This window comes from Dongia sp. (genome assembly GCF_041918875.1).
Lineage (GTDB): Bacteria > Pseudomonadota > Alphaproteobacteria > Dongiales > Dongiaceae > Dongia.
Window position 1 is genome coordinate 1 of sequence record NZ_JAYRUV010000021.1, and the last position, 23,675, is coordinate 23,675.

Annotated in this window: 22 protein-coding genes; 13 read left to right on the top strand and 9 right to left on the bottom strand. The window is 64.4% G+C overall.

Going from position 1 to position 23,675, the window contains the following annotated elements; genetic code table 11:
- Positions 1 to 246: 246 nt before the first annotated feature.
- Positions 247 to 1,422, bottom strand: coding sequence for an MFS transporter (locus ACE3TY_RS18630; protein ID WP_374655771.1), 1,176 nt, complete (start codon positions 1,420 to 1,422; stop codon positions 247 to 249).
- Positions 1,423 to 1,648: 226 nt separating this feature from the next.
- Between ACE3TY_RS18630 and ACE3TY_RS18635 the strand changes: the two genes are divergently transcribed.
- The 5 genes from ACE3TY_RS18635 to ACE3TY_RS18655 all read left to right on the top strand — a co-directional run bounded on the left by ACE3TY_RS18635 (position 1,649) and on the right by ACE3TY_RS18655 (position 5,455).
- Positions 1,649 to 2,464, top strand: coding sequence for a substrate-binding periplasmic protein (locus ACE3TY_RS18635; protein ID WP_374655773.1), 816 nt, complete (start codon positions 1,649 to 1,651; stop codon positions 2,462 to 2,464).
- Positions 2,465 to 3,099: 635 nt separating this feature from the next.
- Positions 3,100 to 3,759, top strand: a complete 660-nt coding sequence (locus tag ACE3TY_RS18640) for a GntR family transcriptional regulator (protein ID WP_374655775.1) — start codon at positions 3,100 to 3,102, stop codon at positions 3,757 to 3,759.
- A 15-nt stretch (positions 3,760 to 3,774) separates the two neighbouring features.
- Positions 3,775 to 4,230, top strand: a complete 456-nt coding sequence (locus ACE3TY_RS18645; RefSeq protein ID WP_374655777.1) for an OsmC family protein — start codon at positions 3,775 to 3,777, stop codon at positions 4,228 to 4,230.
- A gap of 153 nt (positions 4,231 to 4,383) precedes the next feature.
- Positions 4,384 to 4,635, top strand: coding sequence for a hypothetical protein (locus ACE3TY_RS18650; RefSeq protein WP_374655779.1), 252 nt, complete (start codon positions 4,384 to 4,386; stop codon positions 4,633 to 4,635).
- A gap of 169 nt (positions 4,636 to 4,804) precedes the next feature.
- A complete protein-coding gene (locus ACE3TY_RS18655; RefSeq protein ID WP_374655781.1) occupies positions 4,805 to 5,455 on the top strand; it encodes a histidine phosphatase family protein in 651 nt (216 codons plus the stop codon).
- Positions 5,456 to 5,593: 138 nt separating this feature from the next.
- Here ACE3TY_RS18655 and ACE3TY_RS18660 read toward each other — a convergent pair whose 3' ends face one another.
- The 3 genes from ACE3TY_RS18660 to ligD form a co-directional block, all read right to left on the bottom strand.
- Entirely contained in the window at positions 5,594 to 6,490 is an 897-nt protein-coding gene (locus ACE3TY_RS18660) for a LysR family transcriptional regulator (RefSeq protein ID WP_374309194.1), read from the bottom strand.
- Positions 6,491 to 6,581: 91 nt separating this feature from the next.
- Entirely contained in the window at positions 6,582 to 7,550 is a 969-nt protein-coding gene (trxB, locus tag ACE3TY_RS18665) for a thioredoxin-disulfide reductase (protein ID WP_374655783.1), read from the bottom strand.
- A gap of 237 nt (positions 7,551 to 7,787) precedes the next feature.
- Positions 7,788 to 8,846 carry a non-homologous end-joining DNA ligase gene (gene ligD, locus ACE3TY_RS18670; protein WP_374655785.1) on the bottom strand — a complete coding sequence of 353 codons (1,059 nt, stop codon included), beginning with the start codon at positions 8,844 to 8,846 and terminating at the stop codon, positions 7,788 to 7,790.
- A gap of 219 nt (positions 8,847 to 9,065) precedes the next feature.
- Between ligD and ACE3TY_RS18675 the strand changes: the two genes are divergently transcribed.
- Positions 9,066 to 9,572 carry an Lrp/AsnC family transcriptional regulator gene (locus ACE3TY_RS18675; RefSeq protein WP_374655787.1) on the top strand — a complete coding sequence of 169 codons (507 nt, stop codon included), beginning with the start codon at positions 9,066 to 9,068 and terminating at the stop codon, positions 9,570 to 9,572.
- On the opposite strand, the gene ACE3TY_RS18680 is transcribed toward ACE3TY_RS18675, so the two are convergent.
- The 5 genes from ACE3TY_RS18680 to ACE3TY_RS18700 form a co-directional block, all read right to left on the bottom strand.
- A complete protein-coding gene (locus tag ACE3TY_RS18680) occupies positions 9,569 to 9,847 on the bottom strand; it encodes a hypothetical protein (RefSeq protein ID WP_374655789.1) in 279 nt (92 codons plus the stop codon). The genes ACE3TY_RS18675 and ACE3TY_RS18680 overlap by 4 nt on opposite strands.
- Positions 9,848 to 9,990: 143 nt before the next feature.
- Complete coding sequence (locus ACE3TY_RS18685) at positions 9,991 to 12,075, bottom strand: hypothetical protein (RefSeq protein WP_374655791.1); 2,085 nt, start codon at positions 12,073 to 12,075, stop codon at positions 9,991 to 9,993.
- Positions 12,072 to 14,852, bottom strand: coding sequence for a DUF4159 domain-containing protein (locus ACE3TY_RS18690; RefSeq protein ID WP_374655793.1), 2,781 nt, complete (start codon positions 14,850 to 14,852; stop codon positions 12,072 to 12,074). The genes ACE3TY_RS18685 and ACE3TY_RS18690 overlap by 4 nt, the downstream gene beginning before the upstream one ends.
- Positions 14,849 to 15,778 carry a DUF58 domain-containing protein gene (locus tag ACE3TY_RS18695; RefSeq protein ID WP_374655795.1) on the bottom strand — a complete coding sequence of 310 codons (930 nt, stop codon included), beginning with the start codon at positions 15,776 to 15,778 and terminating at the stop codon, positions 14,849 to 14,851. Before ACE3TY_RS18695 ends, ACE3TY_RS18690 begins: the two co-directional genes overlap by 4 nt.
- 4 nt (positions 15,779 to 15,782) lie before the next feature.
- Entirely contained in the window at positions 15,783 to 16,775 is a 993-nt protein-coding gene (locus tag ACE3TY_RS18700) for an AAA family ATPase (RefSeq protein ID WP_374655892.1), read from the bottom strand.
- A 131-nt stretch (positions 16,776 to 16,906) separates the two neighbouring features.
- Between ACE3TY_RS18700 and ACE3TY_RS18705 the strand changes: the two genes are divergently transcribed.
- The 7 genes from ACE3TY_RS18705 to xdhC all read left to right on the top strand — a co-directional run bounded on the left by ACE3TY_RS18705 (position 16,907) and on the right by xdhC (position 23,573).
- The gene (locus tag ACE3TY_RS18705; RefSeq protein ID WP_374655797.1) at positions 16,907 to 17,431 is read left to right on the top strand and encodes a DUF1285 domain-containing protein; all 525 of its coding nucleotides are present in this window, start codon (positions 16,907 to 16,909) and stop codon (positions 17,429 to 17,431) included.
- The gene (locus ACE3TY_RS18710) at positions 17,431 to 18,090 is read left to right on the top strand and encodes a CoA pyrophosphatase (protein ID WP_374655799.1); all 660 of its coding nucleotides are present in this window, start codon (positions 17,431 to 17,433) and stop codon (positions 18,088 to 18,090) included. The genes ACE3TY_RS18705 and ACE3TY_RS18710 overlap by 1 nt, the downstream gene beginning before the upstream one ends.
- Positions 18,090 to 18,341, top strand: coding sequence for a DUF6111 family protein (locus tag ACE3TY_RS18715; protein ID WP_374655894.1), 252 nt, complete (start codon positions 18,090 to 18,092; stop codon positions 18,339 to 18,341). The genes ACE3TY_RS18710 and ACE3TY_RS18715 overlap by 1 nt, the downstream gene beginning before the upstream one ends.
- A 120-nt stretch (positions 18,342 to 18,461) precedes the next feature.
- Entirely contained in the window at positions 18,462 to 18,812 is a 351-nt protein-coding gene (uraH, locus tag ACE3TY_RS18720) for a hydroxyisourate hydrolase (RefSeq protein ID WP_374655801.1), read from the top strand.
- A gap of 9 nt (positions 18,813 to 18,821) precedes the next feature.
- Complete coding sequence (gene xdhA, locus ACE3TY_RS18725) at positions 18,822 to 20,264, top strand: xanthine dehydrogenase small subunit (protein WP_374655803.1); 1,443 nt, start codon at positions 18,822 to 18,824, stop codon at positions 20,262 to 20,264.
- Complete coding sequence (xdhB, locus tag ACE3TY_RS18730; protein WP_374655805.1) at positions 20,257 to 22,581, top strand: xanthine dehydrogenase molybdopterin binding subunit; 2,325 nt, start codon at positions 20,257 to 20,259, stop codon at positions 22,579 to 22,581. The genes xdhA and xdhB overlap by 8 nt, the downstream gene beginning before the upstream one ends.
- Complete coding sequence (xdhC, locus tag ACE3TY_RS18735) at positions 22,578 to 23,573, top strand: xanthine dehydrogenase accessory protein XdhC (RefSeq protein WP_374655807.1); 996 nt, start codon at positions 22,578 to 22,580, stop codon at positions 23,571 to 23,573. The genes xdhB and xdhC overlap by 4 nt, the downstream gene beginning before the upstream one ends.
- Positions 23,574 to 23,675 lie beyond the last annotated feature (102 nt).

A 23,675-nucleotide genomic window follows, 5' to 3' on the forward strand; every position in this document is an offset into this window, starting at 1 on the left:
AACTGCAAACGCTCATCCATGACACAGGTCTCTTTCCAAGGCATCGGCAAGTCCCCCTTGCCGACCATGTTGACCTGTTACCCATCTCTCCGGTCCAAACTGTTACCTATCTCTCCGGTCTATACCGCCCGGATCGCCCCCTCCCGACCTCCCCCCTGAAGGTGAGAGGGGTTTTCTCTCTTCTCCTCCCACCTTCAGGGGGAGGTCGGGAGGGGGGCTTAGGTGATGATTCTCGCCTGTGAAGCCCTACGCCGCCACCCGTCCCGCTTGGCGGTAGCTGCGCACCGCCTGGACGGCGATGAAGATCGCGAAGACCACGAAGAGCACGCCGGGGAAGCCGTGCGGGCCGAACAGATCCATCGCAAACCCGCAGACCACCGAACCCAGCAGTGCGCCCAGGCCCCACATGGTCGAAAAGGCCGACGTGCCGGCAATGAGGTCGCTGCCGCGGAAGCGGTCGCCGAGCTCCGACAGGCCGACGGTGTAGATACCGAAGCCGGCAGCGCCGGTCACCAGCACCAGCGGCCAGACCAGGACCGTGGCGATGGCGAAAGGCAGCAGGGCAAGGCCCAGGGCCGTGGCGAAAAAACAGGCGGTCATGGTCGTGCGCTTCGACGTACGGTCGGCGATCCAGCCGATCGGGATCTGGAAGAAGACATTGCCCAGCGACAAAGCGGTGATGGTGAGAGCGGCGACGCTTTCGCTCATGCCCATCTGCGCACCGTAGACCGCCAGAAAGCCCAGCATGCCGCCATCGAACATGGCGTGCACGCCGATCGCGATCAGCAGCAGGGGCGCCTTGGGAAAGAAGGCGAAGATCGAGACATGCGGCTGGTCCGCGCTGTTGGCGGCGTCGGTCGAGACCTGAGAGATGGGCAAGGTCGCGAGAAGAAGGACGGCGGCACCGATGGCGAAGGGCAGATAGCCGCCGATCCCCGTCCAGGCGACGACGCCGGGCCCCACGCCGAAAGTGGCCGAAATGCAGGTCGCGTAGATTCCGACCACGCGGCCCCGCGCGCTGCCGGACGCGTTGCTCAGCACCCAGGCCTCGCTGAGGGCGAACAGTGTCGCCACGAAGATGCCTTGCGCCAGACGCAGCGGAAACCACGCATACAAGGTGGGAAAGGTCGGATAGAGCAGGAACAGGATGCCGGTGGCGATTGCCATGAAAATGGCGACCGGCTTGGCGCCGAAACTGTGTGAGAGCTTCGGGATGACGAGGCCGGCCAGGAGAATGCCAACCGGGGCCATGGCGGTGTTGAGGCCGATCACGGCTTCGCTGACGCCCCAGGCGCGCATGGAGAGTGCCAGCAGGGGGAACATCTCGCCAAGAGAGAAAGCAAAGACACAGACCGCGGCGCAGGCGGCAATGAGATTGCGCCAGTTGACGGTGTCTGCGGTGGATGTCCGATTGTCGGTCACGCGAAGCCCCTTAGCTCAAGGAGCGGCACACTGCCTGAAACACTTCGGCCCTGCCAGCGCGATGAATGCAATCCTCCCCTGACGGCGCCGATGTGCGGCAAACGGCGATCGCCGTTTGCCGCAACTGCGTGGTTGGCAGGAGCGAATGCCGGCGTTGAGAATGCGTCTCCATTCCAATGCAATGTCTTGCTACACTGAAGACGGAAAAACCTGGGTGGAGGCGAGAATGTCACGGCGTGTCCGGACAGCGATGCGGCCCAGCCTGGTGCCGATCGCGCTTTCCTGCACGGTGCTGGCGGTTTTCGGCGCATCGGGCGCGCGGGCCGAATCGTGCGAACGCCTCATCGCCTCCGGCAATCCGGAATATGCCCCCTATCTGTGGCGCGATGCGCGAGATCCTAGCCGTCTCGTCGGCGCCAATGCCGCGCTGATGGAAAAGCTGTCGGCGGAGATCGGCGTTCCGATCGAGATGCGCTATATCGGTTCCTGGGCCCGCGTGCAGGAGGAAATGAAGAGCGGCCATGTCGACCTCATCGCCGGGGCGTTCTTCACCCTGGATCGGCTCGATTATATGGACTACGCCTATCCCAGCATGGCCGTCACGCGGTCGGTCGTGCTGACGGCGGCAGGCAGCCCTATCGACTACCGGCAATGGTCCGACCTCGTCGGCCATCAAGGCGTCACCGTGATCAACAATAGCTTCGGCGAAACGTTCGATCGCTATGCCGAAGACAATCTGTCGATCGAGGAAGTGGGCAAGCTGGAAAACGCGCTGAAGATGGTGGCCAATGCCAGGGCCGATTATCTCATCTACGAAGACGCGCCAGCCCATGCCTTTGCCGCGAAGCTCGGCATCGAAACGCTCCACGAGGGCAGCCAGTCGATCAGCAACGAAGAGCTATACCTCACCATCTCCCATGACTCGTCCTGCAACACCGGCGCCCTGCGCGGCAAAATCGGCAGGGCCATGCACAAATTCGCCGCGGAAAAGACGATGGAAGGCCTGATCGCCAAGGCCATCGAGGAATGGCAATCGCCATAGCTGGGCGCCGTAGCTGGGCAAGCCGAGCCAAAAAACGAGCAAAAAAATTGCCGGGCACGAGGCCCGGCAAGTTAAACAGGGAGGCTTTACGTCTGGGAGACGTAGGGTCCGAAGACCCCATCCGGGCGTCGCGCCCGAATTCGATGTGAAGCTCGCGCTTCGAAACTCGTTACCGCGATCACTCTGTCAGCCAAATAAGGCGCCATCGTGACCATTCAACCCCTCCCGGAATGAAACGTTCCGTTTGTTGCATTTTTGCAACAGTGTGGCTGACCGGCACGGGCGCAGAATAGTGAATTTGCCGAAGCCTACCAGAGTCAAATTCACAGATGCGGCATGCATCATCTGCATAGCGAATAATGTTATATATTTCAGCAAATTAGCATATTTGCTGCACTGCCGAAGCAAGGATCGTGCGAATCCGTCGCAGGCGCCATGATTGCACTTTTCGCGGGTCTCCGACAACGCCGCCACTGTTGCAGCCATGATTTCTCTATCGAGTCGGCAGGGTTTTCAAGGTGCGACGCGCATGTCGCGCCGGCGCAGAAATGCCTGATTTTGCTGCATTGCAGCGTCCTTTTTCTAGACAGAGATACCCTCAGGCAGCCAGCACATGAACGGGTGGGCAATGACGCTTGACGCGTTTCGAGATTCCGTCATACTTTGGATCCATGGATCCAAAGTCAATATTCAGTGAACTGCAGGACGAGATCGAGCGAGGTGAGTTGGCGCCGGGCTCAGTCCTGAAGCAGGAATTGATCGCCCTGCGTTTCGGGGTCAGCCGCCAGCCAGTCCGGCAGGCCCTGGACCGGCTGCTCGGGCGCGGGCTGGTCGTGCGGCGTCCCGATCGCAGCCTGGCGGTGGCCATCTTCTCGGAAAGGGAGGCTGCCGAGCTTTCCGAGCTGCGAGCGATTCTGGAGGTCGCCGCCCTGGAGCAATCGGCCCCCTTGCTCTCACCTTCCGCCCTGCGGACGGCAGAGAGGCTTAACGAAGAGCTATTCGCAGAATACGACCCGGCGAAGATCCTGGAGCTAGACCAGCAATTTCACCTGACCCTCTACAGCGGGTGCAAGAACACACGGCTGCTGGGAACCCTGGGGGCACTGCGAGGAGAGGCCCGGCGGGCATGCTTTCATCAACAGCGCGGCGCCAAGGAGCGTACCGATTTTTATGAAGAACACGCCGCGATCATCGCTGCCTGCGCGAACCGGGATTTTGCCGCCGCGACAGCGCATCTTCGCTGTCACCTCACGCAAACGACTGCCAGGCTTCTTTCCATTCCGACAGACGATTGATACAGGGGATTAACCATGAAAATGACCGTCGAGGTGCATTGGGAGCGCGATGGCGCAGTCTTCACCGACAAGCGCTATAGCCGCGCGCATATTTGGCGCTTTGACGGCGGCCAGGTCGTGCCGGCGTCAGCCTCGCCCCATATCGTGCCGCTTCCCTATTCCGTGGAGGCCAATGTCGATCCGGAGGAGGCCTATATCGCGGCGATTTCCAGCTGCCACATGTTGACCTTTCTCTCGCTCGCGGCACCCAAGCAGATCGTCGTCGAGAGCTATACCGACAACGCGACCGGTGTCATGGAGATGGTCGACGGAAAATTGATCGTCAGCCGCGTCGAGCTCAACCCGACCATCGTCTATGCCGGGGAGCCGCCAAGTGCCGCAACGCAAGCGGAACTGCATCACTCAGCGCATGAGCAATGCTTCATCGCCAATTCCGTCAAGACGGACATCCAGATGGCCCCCGGGACATAAAAGGCGGAAAGCTATTCAAGGCGCCGGGGTTGCACTCCGGCCTGGCTTGCCTATCTATCAGGACCGCCCGTTTGGGATGGCCGGTTTTGGGATGGCCGGTTTTGGGATGGCCGGTTTTGGGATGGCCGGTTTTGGGATGGAGTGTCGCCGCTTATGATCTATCTCGTCGCTCTGATCCTGCCGCCCTTGGCCCTGCTGTTCTATGGCAAGATATTCCAGGCGATCATCAATCTGGCGATCTACAGCCTCGCCTGGATCGTTTTCATCTTCAGCCTTTTCCTGGGCGGCTCGCCCGGCTTCGTGCTGTGGCTGATCGCGGCACTGCATGCAATTCTGGTCGTCAACGATGTCAGGAAGAATGCGCGGGCAGCCGCGATCCTGGGCGGCGATCGCCTGATGCGTTGATCCCGACGCCTTGAATCCGGCGCGTTGATAGGGGACCGGGTTTCCAGCGGATCATGCCCGGCATTCGCATCTTGTCGGAGATTTGACGCGCGCCTGTCAGCGTTACGTCACGCAGCGCATGTAGGAATGGCGGCACATTTCCTCTCTGTGTGCGGTTCCGAGTTTCATCATGATCCTGAAAATCCCCTCAATCCGCCGCTGGCTGCCTGCGCCCTGGTGGGCGGGTCCCTTGCGCCTTGCCGGCGCCGGTGCCGCGCTGCTGGGCCTGGCTTGCGCGGCGATGGCGATCAATGCCGAATTCGACGAAGCGCGCGCCATTGCCGAATTGCAGCAGGGCGGCCAGGTCGTCTATGTGCGCCATGCGGCGCGTATCAGCGGGCCGCGCGACAATCTCACGCTGGAATCGCCGGCGGCCGATTTCGCCAATTGCGGAGCACAGCGCAACCTGACGCCGGAAGGCCGCGAACAGGCACGGCGCCTGGGGCATTACTGGCGCGATCTGCGCATTCCCGTGACGCGCGTCGTCGCCAGTCCGCAATGCCGCACACGCGACACGGCGATCATTGCCTTTGGCCACGCGCAGGTCGAGCGGCGATTGTTCGATCTCGACTTCACGCGTTCGCTGCTGCTGGAACCCGCGGAAAAGCATGGCAATACGGTCGTCGTGGCAAGCGATTTCCAGTTGCGCGAACTGACCGGGACAGATCTCAGATATGCCGAGGCCGCTGTCGTGAAATCCGACGGCAAGGGCGGCCTTGTCGTGGTAGCGCGCCTGGATCTTGGCGATTGGGAGGAGGCGGCCGAGCCGAGCTGGTGGTAGCGGGCGCTCGGTCTTCGTTCACGGCGATTGAGCTTTTCCGCGTCGTGCACCCCTCTCCCCGCTAGCGCGGGGCGAGGCAGTCTTCCGCAATAAGCCCTGCGCTGGGGGGTGTGGGGGCTCCCGGAAACAGGAAACGCCCTAGCTCTGCATCTTACTTTCGGCGACCTTGCGCAGCAGGAAGTCGCGGAAGACCTGAATGCGCTTCGAGTTCCGGAGTTCCTCCGGATAGACGAAATAGGCGTCGATGCGCGGCCCCTGCAGTTCCGGGAGGACGCGGACCAGGCTGGCCCCTTCCGTGATCATGAATTCCGGCAGGCTGGCAAGGCCCAGGCCCGATTGCACCGCGCGCAGGATCGCATAGACCGAATTGACGCGCAGGATCGGCCGGCGCGGCTTGTCCTTGCGCGTGCCGGCGCGCAAGAGCCAGTCGATATCCTCGACCGGCGGTCGCATGTCGTTGCCGTAGACGATGACGCGGTGCTGGTCGATATCCTCCGGCACCTTCGGAATGCCGTGACGCTTGAGATATGAAGGTGCCGCATAGATGTTGAGGTGCACCGTCATCAGGTGGCGCTGGATGAGTTCCGGCTGCCGGGGCGGCGCCATGCGGATGGCGACATCGGCCTCGCGCATGGATAGATCGAGCTCGCGGTCTTCCAGCACCAGATCGACTTCGACATCCGGATAGAGGTCGATGAATTCCAGAAGGACCGGCGTCAGCCAGGACGAGCCGAAGGCCTGGGTCGCCGTGACCTTCAGCTGGCCCTTGGGACGGTCTTTCGATTCCGCGAGTTGCGCCTCGGCCATGGCGAGCTTCGAGAAGACCTCATGCGCCGTGCGATAGAGCAGCTCGCCCTGCTCGGTGAGGATGAGGCCGCGCGCGTGGCGGTGGAAGAGGGCGACGTTGAGGCTCTCCTCCAGCGAGGAGATCTGGCGCGACACAGCCGACTGGCTGAGGTTCAGCACTTCACCGGCATGAGTGAAGGAGCCGGCTTCGGCCACGGCGTGGAAGATTCTGAGCTTGTCCCAATCCATCGACATCTGATTTCACCGGCAGCGGTTATCCGCGAAATCCGGAATCCCCTTTTTATGTGGCGGCGGCCCCCGGCCGTCGCGTGGCGGCAGCCTATTCGGCAGCCTGGGCGGTCTCGTGTTCGTGGGCGGCGATGAACCGCTCGGCCTCGAGCGCCGCCATGCAGCCCATGCCGGCGGCGGTCACCGCCTGGCGGAAGACTTTGTCCTTCACATCGCCGGCGGCGAAGATGCCGGGCACGCTGGTGGCGGTGCTGTCCGGCCTGGTGAGGAGATAGCCTTCGGCATCGAGTTCCAGCTTGCCCTTGAAAAGCAAGGTCGCCGGCGAATGGCCGATGGCGACGAAGAAGCCGTCGGCGGGAATGGTCGAAACCTCAGCCGTCTGGACGTTCCTCACCTTGACACCGGTGACACCCAGCGGATCGGTCGAGCCCAGGACTTCCTCGACGACGCTGTTCCACACCACCTTGATCTTCGGGTTGCGGAACATGCGCTCCTGCATGATCTTCTCGGCGCGCAGATGGTCGCGGCGATGGATCAGCGTCACCTTGCTGGCATGGTTGGTAAGATAGATCGCCTCCTCGACGGCGGTATTGCCGCCGCCGACGATGACCACTTCCTTCTCGCGGAAGAAGAAGCCGTCGCAGGTGGCGCAGGCGGAAACGCCGAAGCCCTGGAATTTCTTTTCCGATTCAAGGCCCAGCCAGCGAGCCTGGGCCCCGGTGGCGATGATCAGGGTTTCAGCCACATAGACGTCGCCGGAATCGCCCGTGCAGCGGAAAGGCCGGCGGGTCACGTCGACATCGAGGATCGTGTCGAAAATGGTCTGGGTTCCGACATGCTCGGCCTGTTTTTGCATCTGCTCCATCAGCCAGGGCCCCTGGATGACGTCGGCAAAACCAGGATAATTCTCGACATCGGTGGTGATGGTGAGCTGCCCGCCCGGCTGGATGCCCTGGACCAGGATCGGCTTCAGATTGGCGCGCGCAGCGTAGATCGCCGCCGTGTAGCCGGCCGGACCGGAGCCGATGATGAGAGTCTTGGTCTTGATTTCCTGGGGCATGGCGGCGCGTTCCTTGGGCGAATTCGGCGCAAAGATCCCGCCTTTCGCCATTTCGGAGCGCCAGACTCGGGACATTGCCGGAAGATCAATTGAGAATAGGGGCTGGAGGCCCCGAATCCAAGCCATGCATTGGCGGAATGGGGCAAAAAGAACGGCCGCTAAGTGCCGGAAATTCCCCGGAATGAGCTATGTCATTGGCGAATAAGGGTGCATTCGATATGTCGCATTTTATCGATTTCAGAAATCGATCTTGAGGGCTTTGAGGCCAGCTGCCTTGAGCCCTTGCCGGCGGTCGTAATCGCGCCAGGGATCCTTCTTTTTGAGCCATGCCTCGAAATCGCCGAGCGTTACGGCGGCGGCGCTCTCCAGCCGTGGCAGGTCGCGCCAGGTGACCGGCCAGGATAAGGGGGCGCCGGCGCGCGCCCGGGGCGAATAGGGACATATCGCCGTGGCGCCGCGCTCGTTGCGGAAATGGTCGATGAAGATGCGGCCCTTGCGCTTGGCCTTGCTCATCGTGGCGACGTAATCGTCCGGGGCATCGGCCGCCAGGCGATGGGCCAGCGCCGCGGCGAAGGCCTTCACCACTGGCCATTCGCGTTGCGGCCGGATGGGGACCACGACATGGATGCCCTTGCCGCCGGTCAGAAGCGGATAGCTTTTGAGCCCCAGGGCCTTGAGCACATCGCGGATGCGCAGTGCCGCGCGCCGCACGGCCGGAAACGCAACGCTCTCGTCCGGGTCGAGGTCGAAAACGATGCGGTCGGGCTTCTCCAGCGATCTCACCGCCGATCCCCAGACGTGGAATTCGAGTACGCTGACCTGCGCCGCGGCGATGAGGCCCGCGGTCGAGGAGAGATATAGATATTCGTCGTGGCCGCCGTCCTTCTCCCGCACCTTCAGGCGCTGGAATGCGTCGGTGAGGCCGGCCCCGGCATGGCGCTGGAAGAAGCATTGTCGCGACCGGCCTTCCGGGCAGCGCACCAGACTGACGAGGTGGTCCTTGAGGAAAGGCAGCATGCGCGGCGCCACTCGTTCCAGGTAAAGCGCCAGGTCGCGCTTGGTGGCACCTTGTCTCGCAAAGAGAATCTTGTCGGGATGCGTCAATCCGATCCCGGCGATGCGGTCGCCAGCGGCAGCTGATTTCGGCATTTCGAGTACCACCTCGCGCGGCTTCTTGTCTTCGCGCAAGGCGATGAAGCGGCCCTGCCGCACCAGCCCGTCTTGCGCTTGGCGGGCGCATTTTACCGATCCGCGCGGCGCCGCTTTCGTCTTCCTGGCGGATTTCCAGCTCGTCATTCTTCGCCGAAACCCGGCATGGGCAAATGTAGCCCCGTTTTCCAGAAACCCGTCTTGCGGAATCTGGTTCCCCGGGGACACCGACCGCGCCTTTCCCGCGATCCCGTGGGCACGACTAAATGCGCTCATGACTTGAAAATGCGTGTTTCCAAGACTGGCGAAACAAAATGACCTGCAATATAATTGCGTGGGTCAGCTTCGATTCGAGGGGATCATTACATGCGGCGCGCAAAGCTCGATAAGATCGACCTCAAGATCCTGGCCGATCTGCAGGCGGATGGCCGCATGACCAATGTGGACCTGGCGAAGCGGGCCGGGATTTCGGCGCCACCTTGCCTCCGCCGCGTGCGGGCGCTGGAAAAGGCCGGTTTCCTCAAAGGCTACCACGCCGACGTTAACGCCGAGGCACTGGGTTTCGGCGTCACGGTCTTCGCGCAGGTGGGACTTTCCAGCCAGGCCGAAACCGATCTCAAAGCATTCGAAGCCCGGGTTCTCACCTGGCCGCAGGTGCGCGAATGCCACATGCTTGCCGGCGAGACGGATTTTCTGCTGAAGATCGTCGCCCATGACTGGGATTCCTATCAGCGCTTCCTGACCACCTGCCTCACGGCTGCGCCCAATGTCAGCCATGTGAAATCGGCCCTGGCCATCCGCACCGCCAAGAGCGATCCCGGCGTGCCGATCGATGTCGAGGGTGGCGAGGAACCCAAGGCCGAGGATATCTAGGCGCCGTATTCGAAGCCGAAATCGGCCGGACGCTGCCTGCCGCGGAAGATGCCGCCAAGATCCACCAGGCTTCCGTCGGGAAGTGCCGCCTGTGTATGGCAGTCCACGCCCTGAAAGAGACGCACGTCGCAGCCATCGATGAAAAAGTCGGCAAAGCGCAGGAACGGGCTGCGCCTGGGTGCCGGCGGCAGGACGGTCAGAGATGCCGAAAGCGCCGGTCCGGCGCTGCATCTGGTGACGCGCGGGTCCGACATGAAATCCAGGACCATACCCATGATATTCTCCGCTCAAACCCGGCGCGGCACGCGGCGGCGCGATCGTGACTAATTGCCAGGTAAGTGGCGCGGGCAGGGCCGGCGGTTTGTGACGGGCTTCACATAGGATCGGAATTGAGCGGGAAGAAGGTGGCGGCTGAGGCTCAGCGGCCTTCGCGGCGCCAGGCGGCGAGTACGAGGCCGATGGCGAGCGCGAGGGCGGCCCAGGGCGGCAGGAGCGGTGCCTGGGCGACGCCGGTCACGACATAGTCTTCGTTGCGTGTCAGGCCCAGCCAATTATTGCCGGCGCGGTCGCCCTTCTTGCCCACGCGGCGCAATTCCGGAAGATCGTGGTCGGGCAGGATTGCGCTACCACCGCCCGAGGCGACGAGAAGCGGCTGCAAGGGCTGCACGCTGGCGCGCGGATCGTTGAATTCCCTGGAATTGATCTCACCCAGGGCCGCAAAGGCATCGCGCGTTCCGTCATTGACGCGGTAGAGGCCTTGATCGGCGGCAGGCAGGGTGGCGGTGGCACGGCCGCGGCCGACTTCCCTGAGGCGCACGGTTTCGGTCGTGTCGTCGGGCCGCGTGACGGTGACGCTGATATTGTCCTGCTGTGTCAGGCTGCGCCGCTCGATTTCCAGCTTGCCGTCGATGGCGGTGGCGCGCAGATCCTCTTCCTCGAGGTCCGGCTCCTGCATCAGCCAGTGCGCCGTGCGGCGCACCAGTTCGGCCTGGGGACCGCCGCCTTCGAAACCCTTCGACCACAGCCACAGATGATCGGAGAATATCTGCGCCACGCGGCCCTTGCCGACGCGGTTGAGCACCAGCAGCGGCAGATCGCCGGCGCCGTTCATCAGCACTTCGCCCTGGCGGGCATTGGCAGCGAGCAGGCGGAACCAGCGGCCCCAGGTCGGCGCGGCGTCGGGGTCCGCCAGGAGGTCGGCGGTGACCGGATGGCGCTTGCCGGCATCGCTCAAGCTCGGCTTGAAGCCCTGGTTGATGATCTCGCCGGTCGGCATGGCGGCGAAGATCGGCGCCAGGGGCGTGCGATACAGGCTGAACTGGCCCACGGCCGTCGGTCCCGCCGCTTCGAGCACGGCGCCACCATCGGCCACGTAATCCGTGATGTGCTGGAAATATTCGTCCGGCAGGATGCCCAGATGCTCGAACCGGTCGAAGATGATGAGGTCGAATTCCTTCAGCTTGACGTCGAACAGCTCGTCATAGGGGAAGGCGATCAGCGCCAGTTCGTTGATGGGTGTCGCATCCTGCTTGTTGGGCGGCCGCAGGATGGTGAAATGGATGAGGCTCACCGACGGGTCGGATTTCAGCAGATTGCGCCAGCTGCGCTCGCCGGGATAGGGCTCACCCGAGATGAGCAGGACCTTCAGCTCGTCCCGCACGCCGTTGACGGAGAGGACGGCCCGGTTGTTGATGCGGGTCAGTTCCTCAGGCCCGTCATCGACCTCGATCTCGAATACCGTCTGCCCGCCATGTTCAAGCGCCAGCGAAAGCGTGGCTTCCCTGCCGGTTACGATCGGCACCGGGGCGAGCGGAACGCCGTCGCGCTTGATGCGGATATTGGTGGTGGCGCCGGCATTGCGGCCAAGATCGTCGACGCGCAGCTTTACCTCGACAGGTTTGTCGACCAGGCCGAAGCTCGGCGCTTCGACCAGTTCGATGCGCCTGTCGCCCTTGGTCGGATCGTCGCTGAGCAGCAGATGGATAGGGGCGTCGATACCGAGATCGGCGATGGCCGCCGGTGCATCATGGACCTGTCCGTCGCTGACGATGACGATGCCGGCGATGCGCGCCAGCGGCAGGTCCGCCATGCCGCGGCGCAGGGCGTCGAAGAGCTGCGTGCCTTTTTCAGCCGTGTCCGGCCCGGCGCCCGCATCGATCACCTTCACCTCGATATCCTCGAGCGCGCCGATGCGCCGGCTGATCTCGCCGGCGGCGCGCGCCGTGTCGGCAGCGCGCGCGCCGATCGACTGCGAAGGCGAATGGTCGACAAGGATTATGGCGATGTCCTTCTGGTAGGCGCGCTTTTCCTGCACGACGCTGGGATCGAGCAATGCGGCCAGCAGGCTGAAGAAAGCCAGCAGCCGCAGAACGGCACCGCGCGCGCGCCGCCACAGCGACAGGAGGAAGAGGGCGCCGAACAGAATCGTCAGCGCGATCAGCAAGGTTTCCGGCAGCAGCGGATTGAGGACGACCGAGAACCCGTTCCAGGAAAGACCGCTCATTGGCCGAGCCTTTCCAGGATGGCGGGCACGTGGACCTGATCTTCCTTGTACTTGCCGGTAAGCGCGTACATGACGAGGTTGATACCGAAGCGATAGGCGAATTCGCGCTGTTTCTCGCCGCCCGGCGTCACCGGGAACAGCGGCTGGCCATAGCCGTCCATCGCCCAGGCGGCGGCATAATCGTTGCTGCCGACGATGACCGAGGCCACGCCGTCATTGAGGCGGCTTTGCGAATTGTCGACCCAGAGCGTGCCCCCGACCCAGCGGCCGGGGAAATCCTTGAGCAGATAGAAGGAGCGGGTCAGGACATGCTCGGCCGAAACCGGCGCCAGGGGCGGAATCTCCAACCCGCCGGTCAGTTCCTGCAGGCGCATGGCACCCGGGCCAAGGCCGCCGGTGATGCCGACGACATTCTGGTCGGCTGTGTCGAACAGGATCATGCCGCCGCCGGCGAGATAGCGGTTGATCTCGGTCACGGCGCGCTCGCTCAACGCGCCGATGGAGCCCGCCATCGGCCAATAAAGGACGGGATAGAAATCGAGCGTATCGACATCGAGGTCGATGCCGACCGGCTCGCCCATATCGGCGGAGGTGCGCTCCAGCAGGCGATTGGTGAGGCCGAACAGACCGGCCCGGCTGGTGGCATCGACGCTGGGTATGCCAGTGCGCACATAAGCCAGATGCGTGGTATCGGCGGCGGCGATGATTTCCTCGTCGGCCATCGGCTGCACGGTGGCCGGGGCGCCATCCCCTTCCTGGGCCATGGCGGGTGCTGCGACCATGAGGCCGAGGCAGAGCAGGACGGACAGGGCCGCGGCAGACCGGCCGAGGGCGGCTGCTTCGTGGCGGCGGCCAAGCAGGCCGCGCATGACGAGCCCGATGACGATATCGGCCGCCAGCAGGAGGGCGGCCAGCAGCAGCAGCCAGGGCTTCCAATCGACCGCCGTCGAGGGCGCCAGGGGATCCAGCGGCAAGGCGATCGGATTCACGGCAGGGAGACTGGCGGTAAGATTGAGGGCGCGGCGGCCCTGCACCGGGCCATAGAATCCTGCTGGATGCTGCGGTCCCGTGATCTGGCCGCGCAGATCCTCGGGTGAAATGGCGGTGATGCTGGTGGGCGCCGGACCCAGGCGCCCGAAACCATCGAGCAACTGGCTGGGAGGCAGGGGCGTCTTCTTATCCTGTGCCACGCTGGGGACCCCAGCCGCCAGCAGCAGCAGCCGGTTGAGCATCTCCACATAAAGGCCGGACAGAGCGAGGTTCGACCAGGATTTGTTGGCGCTGACATGGAAGAGCACGATATAGCCGTCGCCGCGCTTGGCGCCGGTCACCAACGGCGTACTGTCGCTGAGGCGCGCCCAGGTGCGGCTGCCGAGGTCGATGTCGGGCTGCGCCAGGACCTGGCGGTCGACCAGCACGTCCTTGGGAATATCGAGACCGACGAAGGGCGAAGTGGCGGGGAACGGCGCCAGGCGCGCCGGCTCCGACCAGCTCAACGCGCCGCCCAGAACGCGGTCGCCCTGCCGCAGGCGCACGGGTAGCAGATTGTCGTCGACGTTGAGGGCCAGACGGTCGCCGGCAAAGCGGATGAGCATGCCGCCGGCTTCGACCCAGCCGGCAAGCGTTGCGCGTTCGCCGTCGCTGATCTTGCTGCCGTCTGGCAGGATCATCACGGAAAGCGGCTGCTTGGCCAAACTGGTGACTGTGCCGACGCGCAGCTCGTTGGCCGGGGCCAAGGCGCGTTCGACATAATAGAGTTCGCCCAGCAGCGGCTGGCGCGCGGCCGCGGCATTGTCGGTGATGACGCCGATCGGCTTCGACCCGGCCGTATCGTCAAGGAGCACGATGCCGCCGGCATGGTTGTCTTCGACCCCGGCGGGGGGCTGCAGGGCAACCGAGCCAACCCGCCCGCGCAGTTCCAGCGGCAAGGCGATGGCGGCGTCGACGGCATTCTGGTTGGCGGCAAAGCGCGCCTTGCCGAGGCTGATCGTACGGCTCTCCCGATCGAGAATGCGCAGGTTCACTTCCTGCGCGGCACCGACCATCGGCCGTTCCACCTTCACCTTGAGGCCGGCGGCATCGATCTTGGCCGGACGCAGAATGACCGGCAGGTCGCGCGGCCCGACGATGCGCAGGCTGCCGCGCTTTTCCAGATTGGCGGCAAGCTCGGCGTCGCCCGGGCCGGGCACACCGACACCGTCGCTGAGCCAGACGGTGTTGAGGTCAGGCGGCAGGGTCAGGCGTGCGAGCATGGCATCGACCAGATCGCGCCGCGCGGGCCAGGGCAGCGGCGTCAGGTTGGCGAGCATCGCCTTGGCCTGGGCGGGGGCGAGATTGTCGGGCGGCGTCAGGCCTGTCTGGCCCAGCGCCGGGGCCGTCGGCACGACCAGCACTTCGCGTCCCTCGCGCGCGGCCTGATCGATCAGACTGTCGGCCGTGAGGCCGGTTTCGCGCCAGTGCGGTGCCGCAGCCCAGCCATTGTCGACCACCAGCAGGAGCGGCCCGCCGCGGCCCAGACCCTGGCCGGCATTCCAGACCGGATGCGACAGCGCCGCGATTACCAGGGCGGCGATGACGATGCGCAGCAGGATCAGCCACCAGGGTGTGCGGTGTGGCGTTTCCTCGCGCGCAATCAGGCCGAAGAGCAGGCGGATCGCGGGAAAGGGAATGCGCTTGGGACTGGGCGGCGTCAGGCGCAGCAGCCACCACAGGATCGGTAGCGCCAGGAAGGCCACGAGCAGGGCCGGGGTGAGGATGCTGAGATTGCCGATGTTCATCGCCGCAACCTGCGATCCGCCGCCAGCCACTGATAGAGCGCCAGCACCGAGGCGGCCGCCGGGCTGTCGGTCACATGCACGGTCATGCTCCAGCCGGCATGGCGCGCCAGATCGCGCATGGCATCCTGATGCGCGGCCAGACGCGCGATATATTGTTCGCGGATGGTTTCAGCCCGGCTCGTCAGCATATCGCCTTCGCGCTCCAGCCCAAGGAAGCGGACGCGGCCGGTGAAAGGCATGCTCTGCTCGGCCGGATCCAGCACTTGCAGCAGATGGCCATGGATGTTCCGCCCGGCAAGGCGCGCGATCACGGCCTGCAACTCATCGAGTGGCGACAGGAAATCGCTGATGAGCAGCGCATGGGCATGGGCCGGCAGATCGGCCGGCGGCGGCAGGCTCGGCGCATTTTCGGGATCGCGGGCATCGACGAACAGGCGCTCGGCCAGCCGTTCCGTGACATTGCGTCCGGCGCTGGGCGGTTCGGGATGGCCGAGCAGCCCCACGCGTTCGCCGGCACGGGCCAGCACATTGGAGAGAGCCAGGGCGAGAACCTGCGCCCGCGCCGCCTTGGTCGGCAGATCGCGCCGGCTGGCATAGGCCATCGAGGGCGAGAGATCGCACCACAGATAGACGCTCTGCGAAGCCGACCATTCCAATTGGCGCAGGTAGAGCTTGTCGGTCTTGGCCGAGGCGCGCCAATCGAGCCGCTTCAGCTCGTCGCCCGGATAGTAGGGGCGGTACTGCCAGAAGACCTCGCCGGGGCCGGTCCGCCTACGGCCATGGACGCCCTGTTCGACCGTGGCGGCGATCCGTTCCGCGGCTAGCAGCAAAGGCGGCAGGCGTTCGGCGACCGCCGAGGCTTCCGCCTTGTTGCGGCCGTGGGCGAGTTCGGCGGGTGTCGGCTGGGCCGTGCCGGTCAGAGCCACGCGCTCAATCCAATTGGCCGATGAGCCGATCGATGATGCTGCCCAACGTGACGCCTTCCGCCCGCGCACCGTAATTGAGCGCTATGCGATGGCGCAGCACGGGATGGGCGAGGGCCGCGACATCGTCGATCGAGGGGCTGAAGCGGCCCTGCATCAGGGCGCGGGCCCGGCTGGCCAGCATCAGGGCCTGGCCGGCGCGCGGGCCCGGTCCCCAGGCAAGGCTCGACTTCACGGCCTCGATCTCGCTGGTCTCGGGCCGGCCGGCGCGCACCAGACGCAGGATCGCCTCGACGACCTTTTCGCCCACCGGAATGCGCCTGACCAGGCGCTGCGCTTTCATCAGTTCCTCGGCGCTCAGGACCGTCGCGGCTTCGGCATCGGCGGCGCCGGTGGTGACGATGAGCATCTGCCGCTCGGCCTCGATGCCGGGATAATGCACGTCGATCTGCAGCAGGAAGCGGTCGAGCTGGGCTTCGGGCAGCGGATAGGTGCCTTCCTGTTCCAGCGGATTCTGGGTCGCCAGCACATGGAACGGCTGGGGCAAGGCGTGCGTGTGACCGCCGACCGAGACCTTGTGCTCCTGCATCGCCTGCAGCAGGGCGGATTGGGTGCGGGGGCTGGCGCGGTTGATTTCGTCGGCCATGAGCAACTGGCTGAAGACAGGTCCCTTGATGAAACGGAAGGCGCGGCGGCCGCTGTCGCTTTCTTCCAGCACTTCCGAGCCGATGATGTCGGCCGGCATCAGGTCGGGCGTGCATTGCACCCGCTTGGCATCGAGCCCCAGCACCTTGCCCAGGCAATCGACCAACCGGGTCTTGGCAAGGCCGGGGACGCCGATGAGGAGGACGTGGCCGCCAGCAAGAAGGCTGATGAGGGATTGTTCGACCGTTTCTTCCTGGCCGAAAATGATCTGGCCGATATTGGCGCGGACCTGGGCCAGGCGGCTGCCCAGAAGCTCGATGTCGGCGCCAAGATCGCCCGCATCGAGCGCGGGGATGCCGCCGGGGCTATGGCCGGGATTGGCGGAATGGCTGGATTCGGTGCTTGCCAAGCGGGCCTCCTTGCACTCGTATGGGAATGGCTTATCTTTTCTTTAGATTTCAGAAGCGTAGCGCCAGGTATAGGGCGATGTCCAACCTCGATTTGAACAGCATCGATTTCAGCAAGTTGCCCTCCTGCGGCGATTTCGACTTTCGCATCGCCCGGGACGGCACCTGGTTCTACCGCGGCTCGCCGATCGGACGTAAACCCCTGGTGCGGCTATTCTCCACGGTATTGCGGCGAGAAAATGACGGCTCCTACTGGCTGGTGACGCCGGTCGAACGGGGGCGGATCGTTGTGGACGATGCCCCCTTCGTCGCCGTGGAAATGACGGTCACAGGCGCCGGAGAGGAGCAATGCCTCGCCTTTCGGACAAATGTCGAGGATTGGGTAACGGCCGATGCCGGGCATCCGATCCGCGTCGCCTATGGCGCGGGCGGCGAGCCCAGCCCATATATCCGAGTACGCGGCGCGCTGGACGCGCTGATTTCGCGGGCGGTTTTCTATCAGCTGGTCGATCTGGCCGAGACGCGCGAGCAGGACGGAAGCACCGAAATGGGTGTGTGGAGCGGCGGCGCTTATTTTCCGCTTGGCCTGATGGAGGCCGCCTGATGCCGAAAGATCTGGTCCTGGCGCGTTTCCGCGATGCCGTGCCCGGCAGGCGCATGGCGCCCGGCGAACCTGCGGCCCTGGGTGAGCAATCGCTTCGGGGCGACGACGATCTCAATCCCGACATGCGGGCGGATATGGAGGGGCGCAAGCTGATCCAGGCCGCCGTGCTGGTGCCGCTGGTCGACCGGCCGGAGGGGCTGACCGTGCTGCTGACGCGCCGCACCGATCACCTCCATGACCATGCCGGGCAGATCAGCTTTCCTGGCGGCCGCATCGATCCTGAAGATGCCGACGCCGTCGCTGCCGCCTTGCGCGAGACGGAGGAGGAAACCGGCCTGCCGCGCGCCCATATCGACCTTATCGGGCAGCTCGACATCTATGTGACGCGGACGGGTTTCGAAGTGACGCCGGTGGTCGGTCTCGTGCGGCCGGGCTTCTCGCTCAATCCGGATACGTTCGAGGTGGCGGAAGTGTTCGAAGTGCCGCTTGCCTTCTTCCTCGCGCCCGACAACCGGCGCATGGAAAGCCGTGTCTGGCAGGGCCGGACGCGCTATTTCTATGTCTATCCTTACGGCGACTATTACATCTGGGGCGCCACGGCCGGGATGCTCAACAATCTCGCCGAGATTCTCGGTGACAACGACAGCGCCGCCGCGTGATGCGCGCCGTTCTTGAAATTGCCATACCGCTGCTGCTGCCGGCACTGGTCTATTGGCTCTATCTGAACATCCAGGAAAAGCGCGGGCAGCCGGTGCGCGAGGTGCCGCTGTCCTGGCTCACCGCGATCGGCGTATTCTTGGTCGTGATCGTCCTTGTCGTCAGCTGGTTTGCGGATTCCGAGAAGCCCGGCGGCAAATACATCCCGCCCAGCGTGATCGACGGCAAGGTGGTGCCCGGCCATTTCGAATAGGCGCGTACCGCATTATCTAGGCTTCCTTGATAATGTTTATGAACGATCCGGCGATTGTGGCGGCATGACCCTGTGCCATGCTGGCTTCAAAATCGGCGGAAATCCGCGGGAGGTGATGGGATGGGGCGGCTCACGACCCATGTGCTCGACACGGTGCACGGCGTGCCGGCTGCCGGCGTGCAGTTCATGCTCCATCGGCTGGCACCGCAGCGCATCCTGCTGCTCGATGGGCGCACGAATGCTGACGGGCGCTGCGACCGTCCGCTCCTTGAGGGGGCGGCATTCACCGCCGGCACCTATGAACTCGACTTCCATGCCGGCGACTATTTTGCCGCGCGCGGTCTCGATCTGCCGCGGCCGCGCTTTCTCGATATCGTCACTCTGCGTTTCGGCATCGCCGATGCCGCCCAGCACTATCACGTGCCGCTGCTGGTCTCGCCTTTCGCCTATTCCACCTATCGCGGATCGTGAGGGGTAGGCATGGCAATTCAGTATCTCCTAGGCAACAAGCTGCAGACGGTGGAGCCCGCCGCGCCGACGGAGACGGTGCTCGACCATCTGCGCCAGCGCCAGCACCGGATGGGAACGAAGGAAGGTTGTGCCGAGGGCGATTGCGGTGCCTGCACCGTGGTGGTGGCCGAGATCGAGGATGGCGCGCTGGTCTATCGCGCAGTCAATTCCTGCATCCAGTTTGTAGGGACCCTCGACGGCAAGCAGCTCATCACCGTCGAGGATCTGCAGGCGGAAGATGGCAGCCTGCATCCGGTGCAGCAGGCGATGGTCGATGCGCATGCCTCGCAATGCGGTTTCTGTACGCCAGGCATCGTCATGTCGCTCTTCGCCCGCTATAAGAATGCCAAAGCCGATGACGCGCAACAGACGGCCGATGCGCTGGCGGGCAACCTGTGCCGCTGCACCGGCTACGGACCGGTCATCAAGGCGGCCGAACTGTCGCTGGCGGCGCGTGTGCCCGACCGGTTCGACATCGCGCATGCGGACACACTTGCCATTCTGCGCCATATCGCGCCGGCAAAGGTGGCGCCAGGCTATTTCGCGCCCCGCAGCACGGTGGAACTGGCCGAACTCTATGCGGCGCATCCGGATGCCACCTTGGTGGCGGGGGGGACCGATGTGGGCCTGTGGGTCACCAAACAGCAGCGCCGGCTGGATCCGATCATCTCGCTGGGCGCCGTCGCCGACCTGAAGGAGATCGTCGAGACGCCGACGCATCTCACCATCGGTGCCGGCGTCACCTATGCGCAGCTCCTGCCCACCCTGGCGCCGCATTGGCCGGACTTTGCCGAAATCGTTCGCCGCCTGGGCTCGACGCAGATCCGCAACGTGGCGACGATCGGCGGCAATATTGCCAACGGTTCGCCAATCGGCGACGGGCCGCCTTGCCTCATCGCACTGGGGGCGACACTGATCCTGCGGCGGGGAGCCCATCATCGTTGCATGCCCCTGGAGGACTACTTTATCGCCTACGGCCGGCAGGACCGGCGGCCGGGCGAGTTCGTCGAAGCCGTGCATGTGCCGAAGCCCGAGCCAGGCTGGCATTTCCGCGCCCACAAGATTTCGAAACGCTTCGACCAGGACATCTCGGCGGTGCTCGGCGCGTTTCACGTGAAACATGAAGCCGGCCGCATTGCGGATATCCGCATCGCGTTCGGTGGCATGACGGGTACGCCGAAACGGGCCCTGGCGGTCGAGGCCGCCTTGCGCGGCAAGCCCTGGTCGGGGGCGACGATCGCGCAGGCGCTGCCTTTCTTTGATATCGACTATCAGCCCATCTGCGATATGCGGGCCAGCGCCGCCTATCGCGGGAAGATAGCTCGAAATCTGCTGCGTAAATTCCATCTCGAACTGACGCAGCCCGAAATGGAGAGCCGCGTCGTCTTTGCTGGCAGGCAGGCCCATGGCTGATATCCTGCCAACGCGGGTCGTGGGCAGCGTCGGCGAGGCAAGGGCGCACGATTCCGCGCGCAAGCATGCGACCGGCACGGCCCTTTATGTCGACGATCTGCCGGAGCCGGCCCGCTGCCTGCATCTTTGCGCGCGGGGTGCCGAGCGCGCACATGCGCGGCTTGTCCGGCTCGATCTTGCGCGGGTGCGCAATGCCCCTGGCGTGGTCTGCGTCCTGACGGCTGCCGACATACCGGGCACCAATGACGTCAGCCCGATTCATGCCCATGACGATCCGCTTCTATGCGCGGGCGAAGTGATGTTCTGGGGCCAGCCTTTGTTCTGCGTCGCCGCCGAAACGCGCGCGGCGGCGCGGGCCGCCGTCAAACTGGCGGAAATCGCGTATGAAGACTTGCCGGCGATCCTGACCGTTGAGGAAGCGCTTGCGGCCAAGAGTTTCGTGCTGGACGATCAGCGTCTGGGCAAAGGCGATGCGGCGGCGGCGATTGCCGCTGCGCCGCATCGGCTCTCAGGCCGCTTCCGCCATGGTGGGCAGGATCATTTCTATCTCGAAGGACAGGTGTCGCTTGCCATTCCCACCGAGGATGGCGATGTGCATATCCATTGTTCGACCCAGCACCCGACCGAAGTGCAGATGAATGTGGCCCAGGTGCTGGGCCGCCCAGCCAATGCCGTGACGGTCGAAGTGCGGCGCATGGGCGGCGGCTTCGGCGGCAAGGAATCGCAGGCGACGCAATGGGCGGCCTTGGCGGCACTCGCGGCCGTGAAGACCGGGCGACCGGCCAAGTTCCGCCTCGACCGCGACGACGATATGGTGATGACCGGCAAGCGCCATGATTTCATCATCGACTGGCAGGTCGGTTTCGACGACACGGGCCGCATCTCGGGGGTCGATTTCGTCCAGTCGGCGCGTGCGGGGTTCTCGGCCGATCTCAGCGGCGCCATTGCCGACCGGGCCATGTTTCATGCCGACAATGCCTATTATCTGGAGCATGCCGGCATCCTGTCGCACCGCTGCAGGACGCATACGGTGTCCAACACCGCCTTTCGCGGTTTCGGCGGCCCGCAGGGGATGCTGGGGATCGAGGAAGCGATCGATGCCATCGCGCGTCATCTGCGGCGCGACCCGCTCGACATCCGCAAGGCCAATTTCTATGGCAAGGGCGAACGGGATGTGACGCCCTATCATATGAAGGTCGAGGATTGCATCGTCAGCGAACTGGTTGGGGAACTGGAACGGAGCAGCGATTACCGCGCGCGGCGCCAGGCGATCGTCGCGGCCAATGCCGGGAACGATATCGTCAAGCGAGGTATCGCATTGACCCCGGTCAAGTTCGGCATCTCCTTCACGACGAGCCACCTCAACCAGGCCGGTGCACTGGTCCACATCTACAATGACGGCTCGGTGCATCTCAACCATGGCGGCACCGAAATGGGGCAGGGCCTGTTCCAGAAAGTGGCGCAGGTGGTGGCCGAGGAACTGCAGATCGACATCGACCGCATCAAGATATCCGCGACCCATACGGGGAAGGTGCCCAACACCTCCGCCACGGCAGCCTCATCCGGCTCCGACATGAACGGCAAGGCGGCACAGGCGGCGGCGATTGTCCTGAAGGAGCGGCTCATCGAGTTCGCGGCGCGGCATTTCCAGGTGGCGCGGTCGGATGTCGCCTTCATGCCCAATCGCATCCGCGCCGGGTGCCAGGAGATCAGCTTCGACGCGCTGGTGAAGCTCGCTTATCTGGACCGTGTGCAATTGTCGGCGACCGGTTTTTATAAGACACCCAAGATCCATTACGACCGGACCATGTCGAGCGGACGGCCGTTCTATTATTTCGCCTACGGTGCCGCGGCGAGCGAAGTGGCGGTCGATACATTGACCGGCGAATACCGGGTGACGCGCGTCGATATTCTTCACGATGCCGGCCGGTCGCTCAATCCCGCGATCGATCTGGGCCAGGTCGAAGGTGGCTTCATCCAGGGGATGGGCTGGCTGACCAGTGAGGAATTGTGGTGGGACGGTAGCGGTCGCTTGCGCACACATGCGCCCAGCACCTACAAGATTCCGACGGTCGCCGACCGGCCGCCCGATTTTCGCGTGAAGCTGCAGGACTTTGCGGAGAATGTCGAAGAGTCGATCCATCGATCGAAGGCCGTGGGAGAGCCGCCCCTGATGCTGGCTATTTCCGTCTTTCGCGCCATCTCCGATGCCATCGCCGGCCTCGGCGACTATCGCCATCTGCCCAGGCTCGATGCGCCGGCCACGCCGGAACGGGTGCTGGCCGCCATTGACGAAATGCGCGCGAGGACCGCATGAGCGCACGGCCCGCCGACACGGTTCTTTCCGCGGCCTTCGCCCGCGTGGCGCGGGGCCGGCCCGCCATGCTGGTCACCATCGCCGCGGCCAGGGGATCGACGCCCCGCGTTCCCGGCACGCGCATGCTGGTCGATGCCGACGAAATCGTCGGTTCAGTCGGCGGCGGCCGGCTGGAATTCGAGATCATTGTCCGCGCGCGCACTTTGCTGTCCCAGGGCATCGTCGCCAGCGCATGCGAGCATTTCATCTTGGGGCCCGATCTTCGGCAATGCTGCGGTGGCGCGCTCGATATCGTGCTGGAGCCGTTGACACCGGATTCGGACGCCTGGTTGCAGCAGGCCATGTCCTGGGAGCGGGAGGGCCAGTTCTGGGAAAGCCGCCTTGCCATCGGCGCGCCGAGTGCCGCGCGCACCCTCAGTCTTCGTGCCGAATCGCCGCCGGAGCCCGGCTCGGCACGCCTGTGCAAATCGGGCGACGGGGTCCACCTCGTCGAAACGTCGGGCATGCCTTGGCCGCAGCTTTATCTTTTCGGCGCCGGCCATGTCGGGCGGGCCCTGGTCCGGCTGCTGGGCGATCTGCCGTTCCATGTGGTGTGGAGCGATGCGCGCGACGGAATTTTCCCGGACACGATTCCTGGAAATGTCGCCGCCGATGCCGGCGGACAGATGATGGAACTGATCAAGACCGCGCCAGCGGATGCCCATTTTCTGGTCATGACCCACAGCCACGCGCTCGATTTCGAGCTGGTCGCGGCGATTCTGGCCAAAGGCAGCTTCGCCGGCCTTGGCTTGATCGGCAGCGATACCAAGAAGGCACGGTTCCTGCAGCGCCTGCGAGAGCTGGATATTCCAGAGGCGCGGCTGGCGCGGCTGCAGTGCCCGGTCGGCATTCCGGGTATCAAAAGCAAGATTCCGGCGGCGATCGCCGTCGCCGTGGCGGCCGATCTGCTGGTGCAGGTAAATGCCGTGACGGGGGTGCAAATGGCCGGCTGATCGCCTATAAGATCGGCGCATGCGAAAGACCCGGCTCGGGTGATTTTTCCGGGCGAATCGGGCGGAGGATCGGGGATGGTTTCGGTGGAACGCGGAGATGCG

What these genes read in the sequence shown, in the direction of transcription:
- ACE3TY_RS18635 (WP_374655773.1), top strand. Translation starts at nt 1,649, where the DNA reads ATGTCACGGCGTGTCCGGACAGCGATGCGGCCCAGCCTGGTGCCGATC.
- ACE3TY_RS18645 (WP_374655777.1), top strand. Translation starts at nt 3,775, where the DNA reads ATGAAAATGACCGTCGAGGTGCATTGGGAGCGCGATGGCGCAGTCTTC.
- ACE3TY_RS18650 (WP_374655779.1), top strand. Translation starts at nt 4,384, where the DNA reads ATGATCTATCTCGTCGCTCTGATCCTGCCGCCCTTGGCCCTGCTGTTC.
- ACE3TY_RS18655 (WP_374655781.1), top strand. Translation starts at nt 4,805, where the DNA reads ATGATCCTGAAAATCCCCTCAATCCGCCGCTGGCTGCCTGCGCCCTGG.
- ACE3TY_RS18660 (WP_374309194.1), bottom strand. Translation starts at nt 6,490, where the DNA reads ATGGATTGGGACAAGCTCAGAATCTTCCACGCCGTGGCCGAAGCCGGC.
- trxB (WP_374655783.1), bottom strand. Translation starts at nt 7,550, where the DNA reads ATGCCCCAGGAAATCAAGACCAAGACTCTCATCATCGGCTCCGGTCCG.
- ligD (WP_374655785.1), bottom strand. Translation starts at nt 8,846, where the DNA reads ATGACGAGCTGGAAATCCGCCAGGAAGACGAAAGCGGCGCCGCGCGGA.
- ACE3TY_RS18675 (WP_374655787.1), top strand. Translation starts at nt 9,066, where the DNA reads ATGCGGCGCGCAAAGCTCGATAAGATCGACCTCAAGATCCTGGCCGAT.
- ACE3TY_RS18680 (WP_374655789.1), bottom strand. Translation starts at nt 9,847, where the DNA reads ATGGGTATGGTCCTGGATTTCATGTCGGACCCGCGCGTCACCAGATGC.
- ACE3TY_RS18685 (WP_374655791.1), bottom strand. Translation starts at nt 12,075, where the DNA reads ATGAGCGGTCTTTCCTGGAACGGGTTCTCGGTCGTCCTCAATCCGCTG.
- ACE3TY_RS18690 (WP_374655793.1), bottom strand. Translation starts at nt 14,852, where the DNA reads ATGAACATCGGCAATCTCAGCATCCTCACCCCGGCCCTGCTCGTGGCC.
- ACE3TY_RS18705 (WP_374655797.1), top strand. Translation starts at nt 16,907, where the DNA reads ATGTCCAACCTCGATTTGAACAGCATCGATTTCAGCAAGTTGCCCTCC.
- ACE3TY_RS18710 (WP_374655799.1), top strand. Translation starts at nt 17,431, where the DNA reads ATGCCGAAAGATCTGGTCCTGGCGCGTTTCCGCGATGCCGTGCCCGGC.
- ACE3TY_RS18715 (WP_374655894.1), top strand. Translation starts at nt 18,090, where the DNA reads ATGCGCGCCGTTCTTGAAATTGCCATACCGCTGCTGCTGCCGGCACTG.
- uraH (WP_374655801.1), top strand. Translation starts at nt 18,462, where the DNA reads ATGGGGCGGCTCACGACCCATGTGCTCGACACGGTGCACGGCGTGCCG.
- xdhA (WP_374655803.1), top strand. Translation starts at nt 18,822, where the DNA reads ATGGCAATTCAGTATCTCCTAGGCAACAAGCTGCAGACGGTGGAGCCC.
- xdhB (WP_374655805.1), top strand. Translation starts at nt 20,257, where the DNA reads ATGGCTGATATCCTGCCAACGCGGGTCGTGGGCAGCGTCGGCGAGGCA.
- xdhC (WP_374655807.1), top strand. Translation starts at nt 22,578, where the DNA reads ATGAGCGCACGGCCCGCCGACACGGTTCTTTCCGCGGCCTTCGCCCGC.